At 54.9% G+C, this 24,325-nt stretch carries 22 protein-coding genes; 19 read left to right on the top strand and 3 right to left on the bottom strand.

Annotation, left to right across the window (positions count from 1 at the left end; translation table 11 throughout):
* Positions 1–35 precede the first annotated feature (35 nt).
* The 5 genes from MKX51_RS29840 (at position 36) to MKX51_RS29820 (ending at position 5,969) form a co-directional block, all read left to right on the top strand.
* Complete coding sequence (locus MKX51_RS29840; RefSeq protein ID WP_340994891.1) at positions 36–2,120, top strand: cellulose biosynthesis cyclic di-GMP-binding regulatory protein BcsB; 2,085 nt, start codon at positions 36–38, stop codon at positions 2,118–2,120.
* A complete protein-coding gene (locus MKX51_RS29835; RefSeq protein ID WP_340994889.1) occupies positions 2,117–2,971 on the top strand; it encodes a diguanylate cyclase domain-containing protein in 855 nt (284 codons plus the stop codon). The genes MKX51_RS29840 and MKX51_RS29835 overlap by 4 nt, the downstream gene beginning before the upstream one ends.
* A gap of 49 nt (positions 2,972–3,020) precedes the next feature.
* Positions 3,021–3,809 carry an SDR family oxidoreductase gene (locus MKX51_RS29830; protein ID WP_340994887.1) on the top strand — a complete coding sequence of 263 codons (789 nt, stop codon included), beginning with the start codon at positions 3,021–3,023 and terminating at the stop codon, positions 3,807–3,809.
* Positions 3,810–3,973: 164 nt separating this feature from the next.
* Positions 3,974–4,222, top strand: coding sequence for a type B 50S ribosomal protein L31 (locus tag MKX51_RS29825; protein ID WP_036722727.1), 249 nt, complete (start codon positions 3,974–3,976; stop codon positions 4,220–4,222).
* 172 nt (positions 4,223–4,394) lie between these two features.
* A complete protein-coding gene (locus tag MKX51_RS29820) occupies positions 4,395–5,969 on the top strand; it encodes a sensor domain-containing diguanylate cyclase (protein ID WP_340994886.1) in 1,575 nt (524 codons plus the stop codon).
* A 27-nt stretch (positions 5,970–5,996) separates the two neighbouring features.
* On the opposite strand, the gene MKX51_RS29815 is transcribed toward MKX51_RS29820, so the two are convergent.
* The gene (locus tag MKX51_RS29815; protein ID WP_340994885.1) at positions 5,997–7,184 is read right to left on the bottom strand and encodes a polysaccharide deacetylase family protein; all 1,188 of its coding nucleotides are present in this window, start codon (positions 7,182–7,184) and stop codon (positions 5,997–5,999) included.
* Positions 7,185–7,368: 184 nt separating this feature from the next.
* Between MKX51_RS29815 and MKX51_RS29810 the strand changes: the two genes are divergently transcribed.
* The 10 genes from MKX51_RS29810 (at position 7,369) to MKX51_RS29765 (ending at position 18,151) form a co-directional block, all read left to right on the top strand.
* Entirely contained in the window at positions 7,369–9,939 is a 2,571-nt protein-coding gene (locus MKX51_RS29810; protein ID WP_340994883.1) for a DUF2339 domain-containing protein, read from the top strand.
* Positions 9,905–11,215: a DUF3999 family protein gene (locus MKX51_RS29805; RefSeq protein WP_340994882.1), complete on the top strand. Its 1,311-nt coding sequence runs from the start codon at positions 9,905–9,907 to the stop codon at positions 11,213–11,215. The genes MKX51_RS29810 and MKX51_RS29805 overlap by 35 nt, the downstream gene beginning before the upstream one ends.
* Before the next feature lie 72 nt (positions 11,216–11,287).
* On the top strand, positions 11,288–12,394 hold the full coding sequence (locus MKX51_RS29800) for an MBL fold metallo-hydrolase (RefSeq protein WP_340994881.1): 1,107 nt from the start codon (positions 11,288–11,290) through the stop codon (positions 12,392–12,394).
* A gap of 69 nt (positions 12,395–12,463) precedes the next feature.
* Entirely contained in the window at positions 12,464–12,742 is a 279-nt protein-coding gene (locus MKX51_RS29795) for a hypothetical protein (protein ID WP_340994880.1), read from the top strand.
* 279 nt (positions 12,743–13,021) lie between these two features.
* A complete protein-coding gene (locus MKX51_RS29790; RefSeq protein ID WP_036722718.1) occupies positions 13,022–13,222 on the top strand; it encodes a cold-shock protein in 201 nt (66 codons plus the stop codon).
* Between the two features lie 130 nt (positions 13,223–13,352).
* A complete protein-coding gene (locus MKX51_RS29785; protein WP_036691977.1) occupies positions 13,353–13,583 on the top strand; it encodes a cold-shock protein in 231 nt (76 codons plus the stop codon).
* A gap of 128 nt (positions 13,584–13,711) precedes the next feature.
* Positions 13,712–13,954 (top strand): hypothetical protein, encoded by a 243-nt coding sequence (locus MKX51_RS29780; protein WP_340994879.1) that lies wholly within the window; start codon positions 13,712–13,714, stop codon positions 13,952–13,954.
* Between the two features lie 188 nt (positions 13,955–14,142).
* Positions 14,143–15,939 (top strand): cache domain-containing sensor histidine kinase, encoded by a 1,797-nt coding sequence (locus MKX51_RS29775; protein ID WP_340946317.1) that lies wholly within the window; start codon positions 14,143–14,145, stop codon positions 15,937–15,939.
* Positions 15,902–16,702 (top strand): response regulator transcription factor, encoded by an 801-nt coding sequence (locus MKX51_RS29770; protein WP_340994877.1) that lies wholly within the window; start codon positions 15,902–15,904, stop codon positions 16,700–16,702. Before MKX51_RS29775 ends, MKX51_RS29770 begins: the two co-directional genes overlap by 38 nt.
* 123 nt (positions 16,703–16,825) lie before the next feature.
* Positions 16,826–18,151, top strand: coding sequence for an extracellular solute-binding protein (locus tag MKX51_RS29765; RefSeq protein ID WP_340994875.1), 1,326 nt, complete (start codon positions 16,826–16,828; stop codon positions 18,149–18,151).
* A 106-nt stretch (positions 18,152–18,257) separates the two neighbouring features.
* Here MKX51_RS29765 and MKX51_RS29760 read toward each other — a convergent pair whose 3' ends face one another.
* Positions 18,258–19,637: an MATE family efflux transporter gene (locus tag MKX51_RS29760; protein ID WP_340994872.1), complete on the bottom strand. Its 1,380-nt coding sequence runs from the start codon at positions 19,635–19,637 to the stop codon at positions 18,258–18,260.
* Between the two features lie 246 nt (positions 19,638–19,883).
* Between MKX51_RS29760 and hxlA the strand changes: the two genes are divergently transcribed.
* The 4 genes from hxlA (at position 19,884) to MKX51_RS29740 (ending at position 22,830) form a co-directional block, all read left to right on the top strand.
* Entirely contained in the window at positions 19,884–20,516 is a 633-nt protein-coding gene (gene hxlA, locus MKX51_RS29755) for a 3-hexulose-6-phosphate synthase (RefSeq protein WP_036728098.1), read from the top strand.
* Positions 20,517–20,523: 7 nt separating this feature from the next.
* Positions 20,524–21,081 (top strand): 6-phospho-3-hexuloisomerase, encoded by a 558-nt coding sequence (gene hxlB, locus MKX51_RS29750; RefSeq protein WP_340995758.1) that lies wholly within the window; start codon positions 20,524–20,526, stop codon positions 21,079–21,081.
* A gap of 145 nt (positions 21,082–21,226) precedes the next feature.
* A complete protein-coding gene (locus tag MKX51_RS29745; protein WP_340946324.1) occupies positions 21,227–21,601 on the top strand; it encodes a winged helix-turn-helix transcriptional regulator in 375 nt (124 codons plus the stop codon).
* Between the two features lie 95 nt (positions 21,602–21,696).
* The gene (locus MKX51_RS29740) at positions 21,697–22,830 is read left to right on the top strand and encodes an NADH-dependent flavin oxidoreductase (protein ID WP_445322089.1); all 1,134 of its coding nucleotides are present in this window, start codon (positions 21,697–21,699) and stop codon (positions 22,828–22,830) included.
* A 105-nt stretch (positions 22,831–22,935) separates the two neighbouring features.
* Here MKX51_RS29740 and pepT read toward each other — a convergent pair whose 3' ends face one another.
* Positions 22,936–24,168 carry a peptidase T gene (pepT, locus tag MKX51_RS29735; protein ID WP_340994868.1) on the bottom strand — a complete coding sequence of 411 codons (1,233 nt, stop codon included), beginning with the start codon at positions 24,166–24,168 and terminating at the stop codon, positions 22,936–22,938.
* Positions 24,169–24,325: the final 157 nt, after the last annotated feature.

Genomic DNA, 24,325 nt, shown 5'->3' with positions numbered 1-24,325 from the left:
AGGTCCAGAAATAAGATATACAGGAGATACGGAACATGATGAAAAAACAGATCCTAACAGTGCTGCTCTGCCTCTCCCTCTTCCTGGTTCAAATTCCTGCGGCGCAGGCGGCGGTGCTTCCCGGTGAAGCCGGAGCAACGTATGAGACGCTGTTCACCAGCGATGTCTCGCTGAGGGGCGCAAGCTCCCAGCAGCAGTTCTTCACAGTCATGGATTACTGGAATGTGGATAAAGTGATGATCAATCTGCAATTCCAGACCTCACAGATCAGTGAGGATAAGCTGTCGAGCGTAACACTGTCGCTGAACGGCATTCCGTTCTATTCCTTCCGGCCGTCCTTGGACAATAACGGGCAGCAGAGCCTGAGTGTAGAGGCGCCCAAAGGGTTCCTGACCAAGGGTAGCAATACGCTAAGGATACAGGGGAGCTTAAGAACCACGACGGGCGGCTATGAGCTGTGCAATATCGATGATATGCAGGACAGCTGGCTGCATCTGTTCAACACCTCGAACATTGCTGTGAATTATACACCGAAGGCCATTACTGGAGGCATTCAGGATTTCAGTGCCAGATTCTCAGGAATGGATACGGTGAAAAATGAACAAAGTCTGCTCGCCGTGCCGCAGAATGCCAGCGGAGCAGAGCTGGAGAGTGCTACTTACGCCCTCTCGGGATTCGCCAAAGGCAACACGCTGAATGACAGAACCATTCCGCTGCTGCCATACCGCGAGGATACCGTCAAGGACAAGAGTGCAGTAGTGCTGGTGGCTATGTATGATCATCTGCCCGATAGGATCAAGAAGCTGGTAAGTACGGCGGATGACCTCGGCACCCATGCGGTCATTCAGCTGGTGAACAAGGATTCCCTGCCTACGCTGGTGGTGACCTCCAAGGATGAGAGCCTGCTGATCAAGGCCGGACGGCTGATGGCAAGCCGGGAGCTGGTGAGCCAGCTCCGCAAGGATCTGAAGGTTGTTACTGGTGCTACCGATGTAGTGAACCCTGCGCCGGCCATCAGCTCGAACATTACGTTCACGGAGACGGGGGACAAGCTCACCGGGCCGAATCATCAGGAGCAGACGTATTTCGTCTCTCTCCCGTCCAACCGCTCCATTGCGGATGACGGCAGAATCAGCCTGGATTTCCGGTATGCGGCGAATCTGGACTTCAACCGTTCCCTGGTGACGGTGAGCATCAATAATACGCCCATCGGCAGCAAGAAGCTGACGAAGGAGCTGGCCAACGGTGATGTGCTGAATCTGAATGTGCCGCAGAGCCTGAATATCTCCGGCAACTTCACCGTGACGGTGGCTTTCGATCTGGAGCTTGCGAGTATGCTCTGTACACCGAACAAAGAGGAGATGCCGTGGGCCTATATCAGCAAGGAATCGCTCATGCGCCTGAACACGAAGGACCGCACCGACCTCCTGCTGAGCAATTACCCTTATCCGTTCCTGCGGGACGGCATCTTCAACCGTGTGGCGGTGGTGCTGCCGAAGGAGAGGGATGATTACACCTACCGGAGCCTCGGGAATGTCTTCAATATGCTCGGGCAGTTTGCCGGAGGAAATACCGGTGATGTCCACTTTTACAGCGATAACGCAGCAGCGGATAACCTGAAGGACAACAATATCATTGCAATCGGGACCTATAAGAATAACAAGGTGATCCGTGACAACAACGGCAAGCTCTTTTTCAAGTATAACAAAGAAGGATCAACCCTCCTCTCCAATGAGAAAATCGCTCTGGACGAGCAGTACGGAGCCGCCATCGGCACGCTCCAGCTCCTGGAATCCCCTTACGAGAGCGGACGAGGCCTGCTGGCAGTCACTGCGGTCAGCTCAGAGAGCTACTTCGTAGTCTCCAAGCTGATCGGGAGCGAGAAGGACCGGTGGAGGGTGTACGGTGACGGCGTTGTAGCGGATAAGGACGGCACGGTGAATGCCTACCGCTTCAAGACGGTCTCCGGCGCCAAGCCGGACTCTCTGGTCTCGCGGGTGGTGGAGCGCAGCGATGTGCTGGGCTTCGTGACCGCAGCGGTGATGATCGTGACGCTGGTGGTCGTGGCGCTGATTCTGATGCTGCGCAAACATAAGAAGAAACGTGGTGATCAAGCGTGAGACGTAACCGCAGCAGTCTAACCTCGGATCTGGGCTTCCTGGCCTTTCTGGTTCTGATCTTCGCCTGCATCGTATATATCGCGGGCTCACCGGATAACTACGTCCAGAACATTATTATTCTGAATGTATCGTTCATCCTGGCGCTGGTCACGTATTTCACCACGGTCACGGCGGGACTGACGCTGAATCTGGCGTTTGTCTTCGGTTACGGCTTCTTCGTGGTCTATCAGACGGTATCGCAGGGCGCATCGATCGGTGTAGAGACGTATTTCTGGCTGATTATGACCCCGCTGTTTACGGTGGTGCTGTGGGTCTTCACCTCAAGCACCCGTGAGCTGCAGGCAGAGAATGAACGGCTGCTGAAGCGCACGAATAATCTGGCTGCGGTGGATGAGAATACGGATCTGCGCAACAGCATTTCTTTTCAGAAGGACGCCAGCCTGTTCACCGGAATCTCGGTCCGTTATAAAATCCCGCTGACGCTGCTTGTGGTGAAGGTGAAGTACTGGAATGAAATCCGCCGCCTGATCCCGGAAGAGCAGCTGTCCGAAGCCATCTACGATGTCTCCCAGCTCAGCCAGTCGAGCATTCGTACCAATGACGCGCTGTATCTGCTGGACAAGGAGGATGCTACCTGGGGCCTTCTGCTCTTCACGGACCGGGAAGGGGCCAAGATTGTCATTGAGCGGATCAAACAGCGGCTGCAGGAGCTGAATGACTCGGAGTTCTCCGGCAAGTACAAGGTCACCTTGGGGCTGAAGATCGGTGCAGTGGAATATGCGGCGGACACCATCGAGAATCCGCTGGATTTCATTGTCCAGGCCAAAAAGGAACTGGAATACGATGTATAATGAGTGGGAGCAGGAAGTCCTGCAACCAATCTGACAGGAGGACTGGACGATGGATTTGGGTCTTGAGGGGAAATCGGTGCTCGTTGCGGCAGCGAGTAAGGGGCTGGGATTGGCGACCGCCCTGGAGTATGCCCGTGAAGGGGCGAGGGTGACGATTGCGAGCCGGAGCCTGCCGCAGCTGGAGACGGCGCGGCAGGCGATCCGTGAGGCTACGGGACAGGAGGTCGCCGTAGCGGAGCTGGATGTGACCCGCCCGGAGGAGATTGCCCGGGCGGTGTGGACGGCCGCCGAATTCGGCGGCGGCCTGGAGGTGCTGGTCACGAACGCCGGCGGGCCTCCGGGCGGCAGCTTCGGGGATATGGCCGACGCTGACTGGAGCGGCGGCTTCGAGCTTACGCTGATGAGCGCGGTCCGCCTGATCCGCGAGGCGCTGCCGCATATGCGCAGCGCAGGGGGAGGGCGGATCGTCAGCATCAGCTCGGTCTCGATCAAGCAGCCCATCGCGGGGCTGATTCTCTCGAATGTGTTCCGCGCAGGCGTGAGCGCGCTGAACAAGAGCCTGGCTACAGAGCTTGCCCCGGAGGGCATCCTGATCAACAGCCTGGCCCCCGGACGGATCGGCACAGACCGGATCCTCCAGCTTGACGGCAAGCGGGCGGACGCGCAGGGCATCACACTTGCGCAGATTCAGGAGGAAGCCCTGAAGGCGATTCCGCTGGGAAGAACCGGCACGCCGGAGGAGTTCGGCAAGGCGGCGGTATTCCTCGGTTCTTTTGCCAATACTTATATAACCGGACAGTCCCTGCTGATCGACGGCGGAATGGTGAAATCGCTCTAGGACAGGCTCTTGACTCAGCGGCTCATTTCACGTATGATAGTATGGCGTGTAAAAATCGGAAGATTTACGCATCTCCCTTTGTCTAACCGGATTTTCAAATAGACCAAGAGATGGCTTCAATAATTCTTCATAAGTTGTATCCGTACGGAAAGGAGGTTACTACAATGAAACAAGGCATACACCCTAAGTTCAACCAGGTTATTTTCTTCGATGCTAGCGTAGGCTACAAATTCCTTAGCTCATCCACCAAATCATCCGGTGAAACTATGGAATGGGAAGACGGCAACTCTTACCCGGTAATCCGTGTAGACTCCAGCTCTGCATCCCACCCGTTCTACACAGGTAAACAAAGAGATACCGAAACTGGCGGCCGCGTTGACAAGTTCAAACAACGTCTCGCTCAGAAGAAATAATGGTATTGCTATAGAGGATATTCCCGCATCCATGCAGATGGTGAAGGAGTATCCTCTTTTGTTTTGTCCGGTACTTTAGGTACCGGTAGTATTTTTTGGCAGGATGATTCATTTGTGCGAAAGAGTAGGATATAATAAGGCAAAGCAATCTCAAAAATAGGAGAAATATGACATGCCGTGGATGCAGGGTTATCCGTTTTACTTGGTAATGGGCAGCGTTCTAAGTCTCTACATGGGCATCGGTTCTTACAAGCACCGACATACACCAGGAAGATGCTATTTATGGATATTGATGCTGCTGGTCAGCATGATCTTCGCGGCTACAGCCGGAGAGATTCTAACGGATTCCTTCGAGGCGAAGCTATGGTGGAAGAATGTGCAGCAGGGCCCGCTTTTTTTGAGTGCGATCTTCACCTATGCGGTTATTAAAGAGTATGTATCCCGTTCCTCTGAGGGTTTGTCCAAGAGGCTTATTTATTTTTGTATCCCGGTGGCGGTGGATGTGCTGCTGATCTTCACCGACTCTTACCATCATCTGATGCGCAGTGAGGTCGGACTGGCTACGGTGGCCGGTGTTACCGGAATCGTAGTGAAGCCCACGGTACTCAGCATGATTCTCATCGCGTACGATCAGTTATTCGGACTGTATGCTGTATATCTGCTGGCGATCTCCCTCCTGAACGGTCCCAGGTATTATTTCCGCCATAATGCGCTGTTGTTATTCAGTCTGCTGGTGCCGGTCCTGGCGGTGTTCCTGCTTCCGCTGCTGCACATTACGATTACAGGCTTCACGGCCTTCACCTACCTGCCGCCCATCGTGGCCGCTTACCTCACCTTGTTCCGCGATCCCAGACTGTCCTTATATCCGCTGGCTAAGAATAAAATCTTCGAGAATATGAAGGACGGTATCGTCCTGACGGACCGCTACGATTACATAATGGATATCAATGAGGCTGCTGCTGCTATGCTCTCTGAGCTGCTGGAGGAGAAGCCGGAGAACTGGATGGGCACTAGCATTCAGCCGCTGCTGAGGCAGCACGGGCAGCTGTCGGCCTGCTATGCGGAGCGGAGGGAAGGCCAGTTCGAAATCGAGCCTCCCGGCCGGAGCGGGTCCTGCTATGGGGTTGCGCTCATTGCCACAGAGCAGGTCCGGGCGAAGAGTACGGGAATGCTGCTGGTATTCAGTGATCTCAGCGAGAAGAAGCGCTATGAGCGGGAGCTGCTGTATCAGGCCACGGTGGACGATCTGACCGGGCTGTACAACCGCAGGCATTTCATGAGGCTGGTGCAGAATTATTCCGCACAGATCGGCGCGGGCATGGCCTTGCTGCTGTTCGACATCGATGATTTCAAATTAATTAATGATACATACGGACACATGGCCGGTGATCAGGCACTGGTGGATTTGTCTGGCAAGATTATGCGGGTATATCATAACAAAGGAATTGCCGGGCGCGTAGGCGGCGAAGAGTTCGCCGTCTGCTTCTTAACCGGCAGCGAAGCTGCGGCCTTGAAGGAGGCGGAGAGCTTCCGCACAGCTATGGGAGAGCACATCGTTGAGCTGGACGGAGGGCATCATATCCAGCTTACGGTGAGCATCGGCATTGCTTTTACGGATCGCACGGATGTGACCTTCGAGGACCTGTACCGCGAGGCGGACGAGGCCCTCTACCTGTCCAAGGCCACCGGCAAGAACCGGGTAACCTTAGGCCGTGAGCCTATGGTGCGTCAGGCGGCTAAGGGGTAGGCGCGGCCTCAACCGGCCTTGTTCTGGCTAAAGACGCGTCAGCTTCAGGACCGCGCTGCTGCGGTCGTAATGCATCGCTACGCCTAGCTCTGAGCATATCGCATCCAGCGGAACCATGACCTTCCCGTTCCGCAGCTCCGGCGGAGTTCCGGTAAGGAGAACCTTCTTCCCATTCACGGTCAGAATCATCGGCGGCTCGAATTGCTTCAGCTGCTGGATGGACAGCTCTGGGGTTAGGGACCGGTTCCCTTCATTGATTCGTGGAGCGTTCAGGGTAGTTCTGGAGCTCAGGCCCAGCCCGATATTGAATTTCAGACGGATGCCGAGTGAATCACAGACTTCCAGCAGCTTGTCGTTATAGGAGCCGTAAGGGAAAGCGATAGCCGAATCGGTATTGCCCAATTCTTCTTTCAGCCTGCGCTCTGCATGAGCCAGGTCCCCGGTTACTCTTCTGTAGTATTCTTCATTCAGTTCATTCCGGTTCTCATCATGAATGTACAGCAGGGAGCTCGCCGCCGGGCGGGTGCCGCCCTCTGCATCGACTTCGGCGTAATAATGCAGATTATACGTATGATTATAAAAGCCCATTCCGGCGCGCTTCATCTCCCGCATCTGCTCCCAGGTCAGCTTGGGCACCTGACGCTTACTAGTGTTGTCTACATCAGAGACAATGATGAAGTTCACTGCGGTGTAGCCGTACTTTTGCAGAATGGGAAACGCCAGCTTGTAAAAGCTCTCATAGCCGTCATCGAACGTCAATAGAACCGCATTATCGGGAACCGGCGCGCGGTCCAGCATGAATTCCCGGTACTGCTTCATCGTAATGACATGGAAGCCCTCCTGCATCAGGAGCTGCATCTGCTCATCGAACTGTGCTGCGGGTAATACGCCGGGATAGAGCATTAACGGGTCTTTCGTCAGATGGTGATACATGAGCACCGCCACATGATCCTTATAGTACACACCCTTGGGGAGCGAAGCCTCCTTCTCCCAGCCGATACGTGCATTCAGAATCCGTTCAGCGATATCTTTATCCAGCATTAGCTTATGGTCCGCTGTCAGTGCATAGGCATCTGTTTTGAATTCGACTCCGTCAAGGCCGGTAATGCTTAGCTTAGTCATCGCTTTATGTATAAAAGGCACAGGCAGGAAGACCAGCAGCAGTAACAAGATGAGGATATAACGTTGTTGTGGTTTATGCAGGTTCAGTTTCAATGTACGATTCTCCCCATCTCCCGAATATTAAGATAATAATAAACCTATAACGTCTGCCAAGACAAAAATGTGACAGGATCTTAACTAAGCGATGTGGTTTTTGTAAGGTCTGTGGTGGTAATTAGAAATATAGTAATATCAATATATTAACAATTTGCCGATTAGCAGATACTGGGGGGCGGCTATGGAGGATTTCAGAGATCGGATGAGGGCTGTGCAGCAGCAGCAGGACGGGCTTTTGAAGGAATACCAGTCTTTGATTGAAGAATACGAGAGCAGTGATCTCGTCCGTGAGAACGAAGTGTTAAGAACGGAAAATGGGGCAAACAGGCAGAGCCTGGCGGAGCTGAAGGCTCAGGCTGCGAGGCTTGAGCGCGATAACTCGGAGCTGCGGACTGCGCTGGCGGAGCAGATTCTGGATGAGAAGCTGGGCATTCTGCGGGTATCGCGGCAGAAGCTGCAGACTTATTTTGCCTCCCGGGATCATGCGTATCTCGACCGTCTGACGTCCTTCGAGCAGGACGCCAAGCGGCGAATAGAGGAGATGTACAGTATCGGGGCACGCGAGCTGGGCCAGGAGAAGTCCCAGATCACTTACATTCTGGATGAGGTACAGGCGAAGCTGAATGAGAGTATCCTGCTGCGCAGACAATGGCAGCGGGAGGCAGAGCGTTCGCTCAGGGGGACGATGGACAGCGGTCTGGATGATTTGGCTGCTGAAGGGGTTGATGAGGAGACCCTGCAGCGCCGCCGCAAGCAGAACCGGATCGAAATGAAGATCGGCCTGAACTGGATCAACCGCCTGGGGATTCTGCTGCTAATCCTGGCTGTGGGCGCCGGGTTCAGATACACCTACTCCACCTGGTTCAATGATTATATGAAGGGCAGCGCCTTCTTCCTGCTGGGGGCAGTCATGCTGGCGGGCGGGGAGTGGCTGTTCCGCAAGGGGCGGGGAGCCTTCGCACTGGGTCTGATTGGCGGCGGGGTGTCGGTGCTGTACGGCTCGATATTTTACAGTTATTTTCTGCTGGAGATTATCGGGTTATGGGCCGGGATCGGCCTGTCGGTGCTGGTCACGCTGTCCGCTGTGCTGCTGTCGCTGCGCTATGAGTCACGGACGATCTGTTCCATGGGGCTTGTAGGGGGCTATCTGCCGCTCTTCTCTTATATTGGAGCCTTCGGGCTGGAGGGGAGTGCGGTGTACGCGGCTATGGGATATCTGTTCGTGCTGAACCTGCTGATTCTGCTGATCTCTCTGCGCAAGCGCTGGGTGGTTGTCAATTACATCAGCTTCCTGTTCAATACGCCGTCTATCCTGCTGCTGATTTATCTGGCGGATAGCTATGCTGCGGGCATTCTCTGCGCTGTGCTGACCTTCGCCATGTATCTGGGTATTACCCTCTGGTATCCGTTCAAATTCAAGACGAAGCTGAACTGGCTGGACTTCGGCCTGCTGGGCTGTAACACGCTCGTTAGCTGCATAACGCTGTATCTTCTGTTCCTGAATGCCGGTCTGGATGAATTCAAAGGCGCGCTGGCGCTGGCCTTCTGCCTGATGTATCTGGGGCTTGGCGTGCTGCTGGAGAAGCAGATGCCGCAGGAACGCGAGAGCCGTCTGCTGTTCTATGTCACCTCACTGACCTTCGCCATTCTGATGATTCCATTCCAGCTTGGAGCGGCCTGGTGGTCGATCGGCTGGCTGGTGGAAGGCGTGGCGCTTACAGTCTACGGACATCTGTACCGCTTCAAAATGGCAGAACGTGCAGGCTGGGGCATCCTTTCCCTCTGTCTGCTGACCTTCTTCGGATTCGACGTTCTGCTGCAGCTCTCGGATTATAATGCGGTAATCTACTACACGAACACCTATTTCGATCTGAAATATACATTCATTACGGCGGGAATGATGATTGTAGCCTTATTGTATGCCATCCGTTATTCGAATCAGGAGATGCTGCTCCGCAGCACGCCTGCGGAGGTGCAGGCTACCGTCTGGTTCAAATATGCGGCTATCGTCAACTTCTACGGGTATGTGGTGTATGAAGCATTACGCCTGTACGACCGGATGGTGCCGGAGGATATGGCGCACAATGCCTTTTACAAGCTGCTGCTGGCGGGTCTCTTAACCTCTGGACTCGCTTATGCGCTGCCGAAGGTGAGCGTTCTGTATGACAGGGTGGTCGGCATCATGGTCCTGGTGCTGCACGGGATCGCCTATGCAGTCTGTATTGGCATCACACTGGGTCTGCCCAGTCTTCCGGAAGGCTGGTCCCGCAGCACAGCTGCAGATATTGTGGTGCTGGGTCTGCTGATCCTGTTCAATGTGTTCGTGTGGTTCAGCAGTGCCAGACTGCTGCGGACGACGCTGCTGCGCGATTACAAGAATATAGAGCTGTACCCGGTAGCTATGGGTATCTATCTGCTGGTGATGATTACGGCGTTCCTGGGGGTGCAGATGCAGGTGCGTGACGGCGGGCTGGCCTTCAGTCTGCTCTATCTGCTGCTGGCCGTGCTGTTCATTATGTACGGCTTCTGGAAAAGATATCTGTATATCCGCCGCTTCGGCCTGGCGCTGTCCCTGCTGGCAACCGGCAAGCTGCTGCTCTATGACTTGACCCTGCTGAACACCGGCAGCAAGATCATCGCGTACTTCAGCTTCGGACTCTGCCTGCTGGGGATATCCTACCTCTACCAGCGGATATCGGTCAGAATGGAGGAAGCTTATGCGCTTGCTGAGCAAGACAGGCCGGAGAGCTAGAGCAGCTGTGCTGCTCGCTGTATTGGGCGGACTTGTGCTGGGGCCCGGCGCTTTCCCGGAGCACAGTGCAGCAGCGGCATCCGGGGGAGCGGAGAAGTCGGGCGGCGGGCAATGGAAGTTCTCGCGTGAAATCTCCGTCCCCGAGGCGGCTCCGTACTATGAATTGTATCTGGATGAAGCGGTGTACCGCTCGGCGGCAGAGGACTTGCGCGATCTGCGTATACAGGACAGCACCGGCGCTCCGGTTCCCTATTATAGGGAGAGTGGAGCAGAGACGGTGGAGGAGCATAGTGCGGTCTACTCCTCGGCTCTGATCCACAAGGCAGTGAAAGGAACGGATACTCTGCTGGATTATCAGATTAAGCCGCTTGCCGAGCATGTCGATATTCAGGGGAACCGCCTGGTGTTCGAATTGCCCGCAGAATCCTTCCTGAAGCATGTGGAGGTGTGGGGCGGCTATGACGGGCAGGCCTGGGAGCAGCTTGGTACAGGGGATCTGTATGCCACGAACGGGTTGAGTGCGGACAGCATTACGCTGGAGCGCAGCTACAAGTTCGGCTATTACCGGCTTGTGGTGAAGAACAACCCGGAGGGGCTGGAGTTCCCCGGCCTGACGCTGGTAGACAGCAGCCGGGAGTGGAGCACGGCTGCATTCATGCGGCAGAAATCGCCGCAGGCGGAGATTACGCAGGTGGAGAACCGGACCGAGATCCTTATAAGCAACACGGACCGGCTGAAGATTGGGAAGGTGATGCTCGGCAGCGCCGGGAATTTCCTGCGGCGTTATGAACTGTATGACAGTGCCGGGATCAAGCTCCCGGTCACCGGAAGCGGGGAGCTGTACCGGCTGGATTTCAAGGATACCCTGATCTCCCGGACGGAGATTAAGCCTGTGGCTCCAGCCTCTTCTGATTCCCTGCGGGTGGTTATCTACAATCTGGACGATGCCCCCATCTCCATCACGGACCTTAAGATCGAATATCTGGTAGACCGGCTTGTATTCGCGGGAGGGGAGAAGACTCCGTATTCCTTGCGCTATGGCAACGCGCTGGCAACCGCTCCTCAGTATGATATTATTAATTTCAAAGACCGGATCAGCGGGGAGAAGCTTGTGCAGGCTGCTCTTGGTGCAGAGGCCTTGGTACCGGTGACGGCAGCAGAGCCGCCCGGCACAAGCTGGTGGCTTCAGGGCCGCTGGGGCTTCAATGCCATTATTATTGTGGTCTCGCTGTTGCTCATTCTTATCGTAGCTCGCAAGCTGGGCCAGGCGAAATAGGAAAGGCTGATCCTGTTATATAAGATGGGCTGGAATCGCTAGACATGAACCCGCAGAAAGAAGGATTACCGCATGACCCTGATTATTATTGGTTCTATTCTGCTTGCAGTTGTTGCCGCTGCGTATCTTATCATGACCGTATATCCGGCGTTCGGGCGCAGGGCCGGGGAGCAGGAGAGGGCGCGTAACCTCGGCTCCGCCCATTACAGCAAGGGCAAATTTGCTTATCCGCAGACTGTGGAACTGAGCGGTGACAAGGCTGGAAGCAGCGGACTCTCCATTCTGAAGGACTTCATTAAGGGCAACCCCCACTCCAGACCCGCTGAGCCTCTTCAGCCGCAGCCGCTGTTACCGTCCTCTATAGGAGCGGGCCGCGACACCCGGGTTACCTGGTTCGGACATTCAGCGGTGCTGCTGGAGATGGACGGCTTGACCCTGTTCCTCGACCCTATGCTGGGCCGTGCCCCGTCCCCGTTTCCGTTCATCGGCGGCCGCCGCTACAGCAAGCAGCTTCCGCTGGAGGCTGCCCTCCTGCCGCAGCTGGATGCGGTGCTGCTCTCCCATGATCATTATGATCATCTGGACTATGGAACCATCCGCCAGCTGAAGGATAAGGTAGGACTGTTCATTGTACCGCTGGGTGTCGGCGCCCATCTGCGCCGCTGGGGGGTGGCCGCAGACAAGATCCGCGAGCAGGACTGGGGCGATACGCTTACCTATGAGGGGATAACCTTCACCTGTGCTCCGGCGCGGCATTTCTCCGGGCGGAGTCTGCTGGACCGCAACACCACGCTGTGGTGCTCCTGGATTATGGAGGGGGAGAAGACCAAGGTCTTCTTCAGCGGGGACAGCGGGTATGGCCCGCATTTTGCCGAGATCGGACGTACCCATGGACCCTTCGATCTTACGCTCATGGAATGCGGCCAATATGATCCGCGCTGGGCGGACATTCATATGTTGCCTGAACAGACTGTCGAGGCGCACATCGATGTGCAGGGAGGTCTGCTGATCCCCATCCATTGGGGCGCATTCACCCTGTCGATGCATGACTGGACTGATCCGGCAGAACGGATCTCGGCTGCTGCGGCGCTGAGAGGGGTACGGCTGGCCACGCCGCGAATCGGGGAGACTGTAACCGCAGGGGCCGCCGGATATCCGGTTCTGCCTTGGTGGAGATGAGGCTGCCCGCCTGAAGGGGACTTGTGGTACAATCAGGGTTCATAGATACCAAGGAGCTGACGAACGAAGATGAGTAATGAAGTGAATGAGCAGGAACTGGTGGAGGTATTGTCTGCACAGACGAAGGTGGCTCCGGCCGTTATCCGGCTGGTGCTGAAGCATGAGCAGACGTTCATTAATAAGGCCAAGGCCAATGCACAAGGCGAGGTTGATATCGATAATGATGATCTGGTCGACTATGTGACTGCACAGCGTGATGTGAAGCTGGACGAGCTGACGGTGGAGACCATTCTGGATGCGGAAATGGATTACCTGATGGACAAGGGACTGGCCGGATATATCGACTGAAGCCTTAGCCGGTGGTGCGCGGCTGATCCCCCCAAAGCCGTGCGCCTGGCATAGGTTCTCTAAAATTTAAAATTTATTTTGTATTATTGGCAGTAACCCTTTGCATTTGGGAAAATAGTGTGCTACAATGAAGTCAATCATAAATTTAACCCTTAATTCACATATTGTAAAAGGTTAGCATTTGTGTATGAAGCCTTTTCCAATGTGTGAATTTTTATTTGTTCGTACAATACGTAGGAATAAAAGGACATGTGTTAAATAAACTTTGGAGGTAATATCATGCAAACAGGTACAGTAAAATGGTTCAACGCAGACAAAGGTTTCGGTTTTATCGAGGTTGAAGGCGGAAGCGACGTATTCGTACACTTCTCCGCAATCACTGGCGAAGGCTTCAAGTCTTTGGACGAAGGCCAACGCGTTGAGTTCAACGTAACTCAAGGCGCTCGTGGACCACAGGCTGAGAACGTTGTAAAACTGTAATTCCACAAATAAGCTGCCCTTAACACCAGTTGAGGGTAGTTTTTTTTATGACCATGTAGTAGAGAACAAGCTTCCGTTCTGCCATAACAGTCCGTAGGACGCACTAACTAAGCTATTAGGAGGGGTACTTATGTATTTTCGTAAAAAAGCGATGGTAGATCTTCCGCAGGAAGAGACAGCTATCTGGTCCTGCACCAAGGAAGAATGCACCGGATGGATACGCGACAACTTTGCCTTCCAACATGTGCCTACCTGCTGGCAATGTAATTCGCCCATGACCCGGAGCATGAAGATGCTGCCTACGCTCGTTAATAAGAATTTGGACGCGAAGGCTATTAAGAAGAGCGTTACTATCCGCTAAGCTGCCGCTCTTTGACCGGTTTATACGGAATTAGAGGAGAGTAACCTTATACAGCTGTCTGTTCCTTGCCCGCAATGGGCTATTTTTTTTGGATTGACAATAATGGCAAATACAGGGATGATGTAGCTATGAGAAAATATTTTCTGCTTCTGACGCTCCTTGCGGTTGCCTTGAATGCAGCGGGGATTTTTTATCATAAGCCTCTGCTTAACATCATCGCGATGGGTATAATTCTGATCTTGATTCCGCTGGATATTTATCTGGAGCCGACCCGCCGCAAAATCATGAGCTACTGCATCGGCGCGGTATTGCTGGTTCTGCTGTGGGCAGCCCTGCACTTCGAATGGATCACTCCGATAATGTTCATCTAAGTAGTCTTCTGTGTTAGCCCTTAGGGCAGCTCCTCGAAGCGGGAGAACTGTGCTAAGGGTTTTTTGTTGCTGGTATCCGCGGGGACCTCAGGTCCGTCTCTCGCCTGCGGGCAATGATTTATCTTGACAAAACTCCCGGGGTTTGGAGAATAGAGTTGGAAACGCTGCCAACGAAAGAAGGAATTCTGATGCTTCAGAGGTTCAGAGAGCTCAACACACTGCGCAATCAGATATTCATCGGTTTTTTGCTGGTGATGCTCATTATTATTCTGGTGTCCGGAGCATTTGTGTATGACCGTGTCTCTATCCTGCTCAAAAATAATGCCGAGCGGCACATCCAGCAGACGGCGGTTCAGGCCAACGGAAGGCTGGATGCGCTGACCGGCCAGATTGACGGTCTGATGGAGCAGGTGGCCAATCATCCTACCGTTCAACAGCTGCTGCTGGAGGAGCTGGACGGCAATGAGGTGTCCTTCAATCAGCGCCAGTCGCTGCTGCAGATTGTCTCCAGCTATCAGGCGTACATGCCGAGCGTTGGCTCGCTGGAGCTATATACCGCTGATTACAGGCTGCTGTTCCCGATTAAGGAAGGCAGCCTGGAGAGCAGAATTAACGAGCAGCATATCAGTGAGGCTAATGCCCAGAAGGGGCGGCTGGTCTGGATCGGCGTTGATCCGCATGATGAACAGAGCCTGCTGGCGATCCGCCAGGTCAGCCTGATGGACCGCTGGTTCTCGCGGGGCGGCTACCTGATGGCCCGCATCCAGCGCAGCTACTTCCAGCTCGACGATCCGTTCTCCGGCAGTGACAGCGGAGAGTCTGTGCTGCTCGTGAATGATGAAGGACAGCTCCTCGGGAGCAGCGGAACGCCGCAGGAGGATCTGCTGCCGCTGCTGGAGAGCGGAGACCAGACGGTGAGCTTCCGGGGCAAGGAGTATGTGCAGGTCAAGCTGCGCTCGGACAAGACCTCCTGGACGCTGCTGGTGCTGACACCTGTCAGCTATGTCACCAAGGGACTGTCCGTGCTGCGGACGGTGCTGCTGGTGTCAGGCGGAATCGGAACCCTGCTGTTCCTGATTATATCCTTTCTGTTGTCAACAATGATTACCCGGCCGATTATTCACCTGATCCGGGCGATGCGCAAATCCCGCATGGGGGTGCTGACCCCCAATTCGCAGAAGGTATCTACCATGGAGCTCCGGGAGCTGAATAATACCTACAACGGTATGGTGGCTAATATTAATGATTTGATCAGGGTGGTCTATGAGAAGGAGGTCCTGCAGAGCCGGACCGAGCTGAAAGCCTTGCAGGCGCAGATCAATCCCCATTTCCTGTTCAATACGCTGGAGGCCTTCAACTGGTCACTGGAGGAGAAGGGGGAGGAGGAGCTGGCCGGATTAGTGGTCATGATGTCCAGGCTCTTCCGCTACATTATGGGCAGCCCGCACAACAAGGATGAATGGGTCACGCTGAGTGAAGAGGTGGAGCAGATCAGGCGGTATCTGCGGATTATGGAGATGCGGATGGGAGAGCGGCTGTCCTGGGACATCAGGCTTGACCCGCATGAGGCTGCTGTACCGGTACCCAAGCTGCTGATTCAGCCGATTGTCGAGAACGCCATTCTCCATGGCGTGGAGAGCCGAGTCGGCAAGGGCGTGATTGAAGTCATAATCACCCCCTCCTCCCGCAAGGGGTGGACCTCAGTTGAGGTGTCGGACAACGGGCCGGGTATGGATGAGGCCACACTGCTGGCGCTGCGAGATGCGCTGGATGGCGGGCCGCCGGTCTCTGCCAAGGGCAGCGGAGTGGGGCTGGTGAATGTGCAGCGGCGGCTGAAGCTGTACTATGCGGAAGCGGGCATGAAGACGGAGGGGCTGATCGTAGAGAGCCGACGGTCTGAGGGGACTGTAATAAGGTTTGAGATTCCAAGCAATGGAGGGGATACCTATGAGTCTGGGCAACAAGACGATTCTAATCGTAGATGATGAACCAAGAACGCGTCAGGGGATTAAGCAGACGCTGGAAGTATGGGCGGCAGGCCGGTATATCGTGGAGACCTGCGACAACGGGGTGGAAGCGCGCGAGCGGCTGCGGCAGGAGCGCGTTCACCTGCTGATCACAGATGTGCGCATGCCGGAGGTGAGCGGGCTGGATCTGATCCATTCGCTGCAGGAAGCTCCCCGGAAGCCGGTGATCATTGTCATCTCCGGCTATGCGGAGTTCGATTATGTGCAGCAGGCGATGCGGCTGGGGGCAGTCAATTATCTGCTGAAGCCGCTGGACAAGTCCGAGCTGCTGACAGTGGTCGAGGATGCGCTGAAGCGGGAGGAGGAGCAGCAGCGCCATGTGAAGCTGGAGAAGCTGGTGGATCACAAGCTGCTGGAGATTGACCCGGAGCAGGCCGGGATGGGGCAGCCGGTTAAGGAGGCCATTGCCTATGTGGAGCAGCATTTGCACGAACAGCTGACGATGGCTGAGGTAGCGGGGATGATTCACCTGAATGCCAGCTATTTCAGCGTGCTGTTCAAGGAGCAGGCGGGGGTCTCCTTCACGGAATATCTGTCCCGTCTGCGGATTCAGCGGGCGAAGGAGTTATTGCTCCAGACCGCGCTGCCGGTCGGGGAGATTGGAGAGCGTGTAGGGTATCGGACGGATAAATATTTCATTAAGGTTTTCAAGTCCTTGGAGGCGATAAGCCCGAGCCGGTACCGTCAGCAGATGAAGGGCGGAGCGCAGGAAATCAAATAAATGTGGTATTTTAGCCAATAAATGTGCCCTTATCTGCCTCGGAGTACGATGCTAGAATTTGAATGATAGCGATTACATGGATAATTACGGCCTTTTGCAATGTGAGATGGGGAGGCAATGGCAATGCGAAGGAAACACATGACCAAGGGGCTGCTCCTGGCCTGCATCTGGCTGCTTGTTCTGACAGGCTGCGGCTCTGCGGGAGACAATAATAGTGAGCTTGCAGCTACCGGTGCCTCTTCTCCCAAAATAACCATTCATATGATGCACATCTGGCCCGCCGGACTCTCCGCGCAGCAGTATAAGCTGGTCAGCCAGATTATCGCAGAATATGAGAAGGAGCATCCGGGTATCATCATCAGGCAGGATGTGCTGGAGAATGAGCAGTATAAAAGCAAGCTCAAGGTGCTCTCCGCTTCCAATGACCTTCCCGATGTGGGCATAACCTGGGCAGCCGGCTTCATGGAGCCTTATGTAAGAGGCGGATTATTCGCTCCGCTGGATGACATCCTGCATGGCGGGCAGCTTAAGGATAAGTTCCTGAAGAGCACTACAGAGTCTTATGTTGTCGATAACAAGACCTATGCGCTGCCTCTGGAGATGAACATCTCACCGATCTTTTATAATAAAGAGATCTTCGCCCAATATAATCTTCAGGTGCCTTCAACGTATGAGGAGTTCAAGGCAGTTGTGAGAGCGCTCTCCAGTCATGGTGTGCCTCCGGTGGGGCTGGGCAATAAGGACCGGTGGACAGGCTCGCTCTGGTATATGTATCTGGCGGACCGTATTGCCGGAAGTGAGACGCTCAAGCGGGCAACGAAGGGGATGGGATATTTCGATGATCCCGGACTGGTGCAGGCTGCGGCGGAAGTGCAGAACCTCGTCGATATGAACGCCTTCAACAACGGCTTCAACGGCTTGTCGTATGATGAGGGCAAATCGGAATTCATGGAAGAAAAGGCGGCCATGTACCTGACCGGTACCTGGGAGCTGCCCAACTTCACGACCAACCCGGAGATTCCGCAGGCCTTCAAGGACAAGGTCGGCTTCTTCAAATTCCCTACAGTGGAAGGCGGGAAGGGGAATTCGGGGGACTGGGTAGGCGGTCCGGGTGTCGGACTGTTCGTAGCGGAATCGTCGAGGGTGAAGGAGGAGGCCAAGGCTTTTGTCGAATACTTTGTCTTCAAATGGGGCGAGGCTTCAGTGACGAGTGCGGGGGTGATTCCGGCGACCAAGGTCGATACCACGAATGAGGAGCTGCCGCAGCTATACGTGGATCTGCTGAATGAATTGAACAATGCCGGCAGTATTACCCTGTTCGCGGATGTGCAGATGAAGCCGAATGCTGCCCAGGTCCATCTGGATATGATCCAGGCGCTGTTCGGCAAAGCAGTCACGCCGGAGCAGTTCGCAGCCAGACATAAGGTTGCAGTAGCCAAGGGGAACTGAGCATGGGCCAAGCTTACGACAAAGGGATGCTAATCAGCCGTATTTCCGGTGGCTGATTAGCATCCCTTATTTGTGTGCGAGCCGGCCCTGAGGAGCTGCCGCAGAGTTAGTGTGCCGGAGCTGCCGGGGCGGCTTCCGGCGGTTCGTGCTGGATCAGGCCATGCTTCTCCCAGGCTCTGCTTTTCCAGCGGAAGTACATAATGACGGCCCGCACCCATTCGTCGAACGCTGTGGCCAGCCATACCCCGGCCAGACCCAGATCAAGTGTGAACACCAGGAAGTAGCCCAGCGGCAGACTCATGCACACCATGGAAATCATGCCCATGTAGACCGGGAACTTGGCATCGCCCGACGCGCGCAACGAGTTGATAATGACCAGATTGCAGGTCCGTCCGGTCTCCAGGAAGAAGCTGAGCAGGATGACCTGGGCGCCCATGGCGCTAATCAGCTCATTATCCGTGAACAGGCCCAGCAGCGGCTTGCGGAACAGAATGACGATCAGGTCCATGAGGACTGTGACCAGCAGTGCCCACTTTACACTGGTGAACACCCGTGAGTAAGCCTCCTGCGTCCGTTTTGCACCTACAAGATGCCCTACAATAATTGAGGTCCCCATTGCCACCGCTACGCTGAACAGGAAGATGTAGTTCGAGATATTAACCGCATACTGGCGGGTTGCCATGGCCTCGGCCCCCAAATAGGTGATGTACAGGGTGAAGACTAGCTGGCAGCACTGGTACATTACTGATTCGAAGGCGGACGGAATACCGATTTTGAGAATCTGCAGCACGTATTTCTTGGAGAGGTGAACGTAATAGCTCCATTTCACTCGTACCTCCATAATGCGGTAGAGCAGCAGGAAGAAGATCAAGAGAGCGATGGAGCGGCTGATCACAGTTGACACGGCCGCACCCTCCACGCCGAGCGCAGGCAGCCCGAAATGGCCGAAGATCAGCAGATAGTTGCCGCCGACATGGATAACGTTCATCAGCAGCGATACCGCCATCGTCTGCTTGGTGAAGCCGTGGGTCCGGATGGTGGCGGCCAGCGCGTTGATGAGGGCCTGCAGGAAGATCGCGCCTCCGACAATGTTGATATACGAGCGGGCGTAGGCGAGAATGTCACCCTTCACGTTCAGCGCCTGCAGCAGATGGCCTCCGAGCAGCAGCATGACTGTGCTGAGTATAATCCCTACCGCAAGATTCAGGGTAACTGCATTGCCGATCACTCTGGCGGCTTCTTTGGGCTGCTTGGAGCCGAGGTATTGCGACACGACGATCGCCGCGCCGTTCCCGATGACACTAAGCGCCAGAATGGCTATGGCAATAATCTGATTGGCCGCTCCGACACCGGAGACCGCATCATCGGACACAGAGCTGATCATGAAGGTATCCATACTGCCCATGAGCATGAACAGGAACAGCTCCAGGAAGATCGGCCAGGTCAGCTTCATTAAGTTGAATGTCTTGGGCTTACTTGCTTCCATCATACACCTTCTTATTAAGATTCCTTATGGCTGTGAATCGTTGAATCAAATGTATGGTAGCACAGCTGTTGTGAAAATGCAGTAGGATTTCAGACATGTTGCCTGAAAATCCGCCTGCGCCGCCCAATAGTATCCTCCAGGTGACTACCTCACTTAAAAGTGCCTACTTCCCTAATCGGCAGTATATCCCTAAACTGAGAAACAGCACTTCCTAAAATAATTTACGGATAAGGAGAACTTACACATATGAAATTACAGTTAGCACTCGATCTGGTGGATATTGCCGGAGCCAAGGCGGTTGTTGCAGAGGTTGCCGAATCTATAGATATCGTTGAGATTGGAACACCGGTCGTTATTAATGAGGGGCTGCATGCGGTAAAAGCGATCAAGGAAGCCTTTCCGGCGCTTACGGTGCTGGCCGATCTCAAAATCATGGATGCTGGCGGATACGAGGTCATGAAGGCAGTGGAAGCGGGCGCGGGCATCGTGACTGTGCTGGGCGTATCCGATGATTCGACGATCCGCGGCGCGGTAGAGGAAGCCAAGAAGACCGGTGCTGAGATCCTGGTCGATCTGATTAACGTGAAGGATCTCAAAGCCAGAGCCGCTGAAGTGGATGCGCTGGGTGTGGATTATGTCTGCGTGCATTCCGGCTATGATCATCAGGCTGAAGGCAAGAATTCCTTCGCGGATCTGAGAGACATCAAGAGCGTGGTTACCCGGGCCAAAACGGCAATTGCCGGCGGCATTAAGCTGAGCACACTGCCTGAAGTGATTGCTGCGCAGCCTGATCTGGTAATCGTGGGCGGCGGCATTACTAGTGAAGCCGACATGAAGGCAACTGCGGCGGAAATGAAGCGCCTTGTCAGCCAGGCTTAAGGCAGCCATGGACACGCAGCATTACGCAAAGGAGATTGTGAAGGAGCTGGAAGGCTCCGTCTCCGGGTTGAATGCCGGAGAAGGCGAGGCACTGACGGAGCTGCTGCTGCGCGCAGGCCAGATCTTCGTGGCCGGTGCCGGGCGTTCCGGCCTGATGGGCCGGGCCTTCGCCATGCGGCTGATGCAGGCCGGGCGGACAGCTTATGTGGTCGGAGAGACAGTAACGCCGGGCATTGGCCCCGGCGATGTGCTTGTACTGGGTTCCGGCTCAGGCGAGACGAAGGGACTAGTCTCCATGGCTGAGAAAGCCAAGGCAATCGGAGCAGCTGTAGTCCTCGTAACCATTCAGCCGGATTCGACGATCGGACGTCTCGCAGATTATACAGTTAAGCTGCCTGGCGCTCCGAAGGAACGGCCGGACGGCGGCTATACTACGCTGCAGCCGATGGCCTCCTTGTTTGAACAGACGCTGCTTGTATTCTATGATGCAGTCATTCTGCGGATCATGGAGCAGACGGGGCAGACCTCCGGCCGGATGTTCGGCAAGCATGCCAATTTGGAATAGCATGCGATTTGGAATAGAATAGAGCTTGGAATACAATAAAGCTATCACACGGATGCTTTCCTTGACGGGAGGGCATCCTTTGCTGCCTATGTGCGGCCCATGATGGAATTGGTAGTATGATTTATAGCCGGAAGGGGGCTGGATCTTGGCAACTGAAATTAAAGACCGTATCAACCTGAAGGAGATCAACTGCGAGAAGGAGCTTACGCTCGCTGTGATCGGCGGCAAGTGGAAGCTGATTATTCTGTGGCACCTGGGTCTGGAAGGGACCAAGCGGTTCAGTGAATTGAAGAAGCTGATTCCCCATATCACCCAGAAAATGCTGACCAATCAGCTTCGCGAGCTGGAGGAGGATCAGCTGGTATTCAGGCAGGTATATGCGGAGGTTCCACCGCGGGTAGAATACTCCCTGACAGAGTATGGACATACGCTGATGCCGGTGCTGCGTATGATGTATGACTGGGGCAAGAATTACGGGGAACAGGTGATCTGGAAAGATGCACCTCACTGTGATAGATAGCAGCTGTAAACGAAGGCGCTATATTTGTATTGTGCAAAATTAAGTTGTATACTAACATTCGTGAAGATTTAAATAAATGGAGGCTGGTAGGTATGCTGAAGACAGAATATAGCCCGCTGCTGGAGACGTTCAAATTCAAGAACGGGATTGAACTGAAGAACCGCGTGGTCATGGCGCCGATGACTAATTTCTCCTCGAATGAGGATGGAACTGTCTCCCGGCCGGAGCTGGATTATTATATCCGCCGTTCGGGCGGGGCGGGGATGGTTATTACCGCGTGTGTCTATGTCTCACGCGGCGGGAAGGGCTTCCCGGGCGAATTCGGAGCTGACCATGACGGGCTGATTCCAAGCCTGCGTGAGCTGGCGGAGGCCATCAAGGGCGAAGGAGCGAAGGCCGTGCTCCAGATCTTCCATGGCGGACGCCAATGCCCGCCGGAGCAGCTGGTTGACGGGCAGCCTGTCAGTGCAAGCGATGTGCCGGCTGAGCTGCCGGGCGGCGGACAGGGTACGGTTCCGCGCCCGCTGACAGACGAAGAGATTACCGGAATTATCGCTGATTTCGGTGAAGCGACGCGCCGGGCGATCGAGGCCGGCTTCGATGGCGTCGAGATTCACGGTGCGAACGGATATCTGCTGCAGCAGTTCTTCTCGCCGCATTCCAACAGACGCGAAGACCGCTGGGGCGGGGATCTGCAGAAGCGGCTCGCCTTCCCGCTGGCCGTTCTGCGCAGTGTCAAGGCTGCGGTGAAGCAGCATGCAGAGGGTGCATTCCTCGTAGGCTACCGCTTCTCGCCTGAAGAGCCGGAGACGCCGGGGATTACGATGGCGGAGACCTTTGCCCTAATCGATGCACTGACAGCGGAAGGGCTGGATTACCTGCATGCCTCCCTTATGGAGCTGTGGTCGCTGCCGCACCGGGGAACGGAGGACAGCCGTCCGCGCATTGAGCAGATCGTAGACCGGGCGGGAGGCAAGGCTCCGGTAATTGGCGTAGGCTCGCTCTACTCTGCCGCCGATGCCCTGAAGAGTCTGGACAGCGGCATCAGCCTGGTGGCCCTGGGCCGCCCGCTGCTGATTGAACCGGACTGGGTGCAGAAGCTGGCCGGGGGCCGGGCCGATGAGATTAAGACAGAGCTTGATCCGAACGCCCAGACAGAGCTTGTGATCCCGGATTACCTCTGGGGAGCACTGGTGAACACGCCGGGCTGGCTGCCGGTTAAGCAATAAAGTAACAGACGGTTAACGGTCTGTGACCAAAGCAATAAAAAGAACCCCGTGCGCCCCTTGTTCCAGGGCGGCACGGGGTTTTTGCTGTTTTTAATATAATCTTATTTACGCTTTCTGCTCCGCCAGACGGGCAATCTCAACGATAACCTGTACAGCCTTCAGCATTACGTCAACAGAGGCGTATTCAAATTTGCCGTGGAAATTCTCGCCTCCGGTGAATATATTCGGTGTAGGCAGCCCCATATAAGAGAGCTGTGAGCCGTCAGTTCCTCCACGGATCGGCCGGATAACCGGCGTGATTCCCAGACCCTCCATCGCTTCCCGGGCGATATCGACGATATGCCGGACGGGCTCGATTTTCTCGCGCATATTATAGTATTGGTCATTCATCTCCAGCACGATGTTGTCCGCCCCGTACGTAGATTTGAATTCCTCCACAATTGCGGAAATATTCGATTTGCGGTTCTCGAAGCTGTCGCGGTCAAAATCACGGATAATGTAATGCAGCTTGCTGTGTTCGGCACTGCCTTGCATGGAGATCAGGTGGTAGAACCCCTCGTAGCCGTCTGTGAACTCCGGGGCTTCACCGGCGGGCAGACGGAGATGGAAGGCCATGGCGATTTTGGACGAATGGATCATCTTGCCCTTGGCTGTACCGGGATGGACATTGACTCCGTGGAAGGTGATTTTGGCGGCGGCGGCATTGAAGCTCTCATATTCCAGCTCCCCAAGCGGGCCTCCGTCCACGGTGTAGGCATAGGAAGCGCCGAAGGCGGCAACGTCGAACTTATGCGGGCCGCGGCCGATTTCTTCATCGGGGGTAAAAGCGACCCGGATCTTGCCATGCTTAATCTCCGGATGCGCCAGCAGATAGGCCATAGCCGTCATGATCTCAGCGATGCCCGCCTTGTTGTCCGCCCCCAGCAGGGTGGTGCCGTCGGTCGTAATCAGCGTATGGCCCTTGTAGCCGCTCAGCTCCGGGAAGCTCTTCGTGGACATGATAATATTCTGGGCTTCATTCAGCACCAGATCCTGCCCGTCATAGTTCTCTACAATCTGCGGCTTCACATTCGTGCCGGTGAAATCTGTAGCGGTATCCAGATGGGCCAGGAAGCCGATTACCGGAACCTCTTTATCTGTGTTGGCGGGCAAAGAGGCCATGACATAGGCATGCTCGTCCACCGTAATCTCCGTCAGTCCCAGCTCCTGCAGCTCCTCTGCCAGCTTATGTGCCAGTACCATTTGGCCTGGAGTGGACGGGCAGGTCTCGCTGTCCTCATTCGATTGGGTATCCATTTCAGCATACGATACAAAACGTCTAATTAACTCTTCCTTCAATGCAGGTCATCTCCTCTTCAGCTTCGTATGTCTATATTATCACGATCCGGCCCGGGTCTCATACTTTAGGCAAAGGGTGAGGAGTGAAAGGGGATAACTAGCTGGAAGGAGGCGAGGGGCCGGAGATAAGTTGGAAGGGGGAAGGCAGCGTGTAAGT

This window comes from Paenibacillus sp. FSL M7-0420 (genome assembly GCF_038002345.1).
GTDB lineage: Bacteria > Bacillota > Bacilli > Paenibacillales > Paenibacillaceae > Paenibacillus_AQ.
Note: the sequence above shows the minus strand (reverse complement) of the source record. Positions and strands in the feature narration are given on the sequence as shown.

Bases quoted from the DNA above. Each gene is read 5' to 3' on its own strand.
- MKX51_RS29840 (WP_340994891.1), top strand. From the start codon at position 36: ATGATGAAAAAACAGATCCTAACAGTGCTGCTCTGCCTCTCCCTCTTC.
- MKX51_RS29830 (WP_340994887.1), top strand. From the start codon at position 3,021: ATGGATTTGGGTCTTGAGGGGAAATCGGTGCTCGTTGCGGCAGCGAGT.
- MKX51_RS29825 (WP_036722727.1), top strand. From the start codon at position 3,974: ATGAAACAAGGCATACACCCTAAGTTCAACCAGGTTATTTTCTTCGAT.
- MKX51_RS29820 (WP_340994886.1), top strand. From the start codon at position 4,395: ATGCCGTGGATGCAGGGTTATCCGTTTTACTTGGTAATGGGCAGCGTT.
- MKX51_RS29810 (WP_340994883.1), top strand. From the start codon at position 7,369: ATGGAGGATTTCAGAGATCGGATGAGGGCTGTGCAGCAGCAGCAGGAC.
- MKX51_RS29805 (WP_340994882.1), top strand. From the start codon at position 9,905: ATGCGCTTGCTGAGCAAGACAGGCCGGAGAGCTAGAGCAGCTGTGCTG.
- MKX51_RS29800 (WP_340994881.1), top strand. From the start codon at position 11,288: ATGACCCTGATTATTATTGGTTCTATTCTGCTTGCAGTTGTTGCCGCT.
- MKX51_RS29795 (WP_340994880.1), top strand. From the start codon at position 12,464: ATGAGTAATGAAGTGAATGAGCAGGAACTGGTGGAGGTATTGTCTGCA.
- MKX51_RS29790 (WP_036722718.1), top strand. From the start codon at position 13,022: ATGCAAACAGGTACAGTAAAATGGTTCAACGCAGACAAAGGTTTCGGT.
- MKX51_RS29785 (WP_036691977.1), top strand. From the start codon at position 13,353: ATGTATTTTCGTAAAAAAGCGATGGTAGATCTTCCGCAGGAAGAGACA.
- MKX51_RS29780 (WP_340994879.1), top strand. From the start codon at position 13,712: ATGAGAAAATATTTTCTGCTTCTGACGCTCCTTGCGGTTGCCTTGAAT.
- MKX51_RS29775 (WP_340946317.1), top strand. From the start codon at position 14,143: ATGCTTCAGAGGTTCAGAGAGCTCAACACACTGCGCAATCAGATATTC.
- MKX51_RS29770 (WP_340994877.1), top strand. From the start codon at position 15,902: ATGAGTCTGGGCAACAAGACGATTCTAATCGTAGATGATGAACCAAGA.
- MKX51_RS29765 (WP_340994875.1), top strand. From the start codon at position 16,826: ATGCGAAGGAAACACATGACCAAGGGGCTGCTCCTGGCCTGCATCTGG.
- MKX51_RS29760 (WP_340994872.1), bottom strand. From the start codon at position 19,637: ATGGAAGCAAGTAAGCCCAAGACATTCAACTTAATGAAGCTGACCTGG.
- hxlA (WP_036728098.1), top strand. From the start codon at position 19,884: ATGAAATTACAGTTAGCACTCGATCTGGTGGATATTGCCGGAGCCAAG.
- hxlB (WP_340995758.1), top strand. From the start codon at position 20,524: ATGGACACGCAGCATTACGCAAAGGAGATTGTGAAGGAGCTGGAAGGC.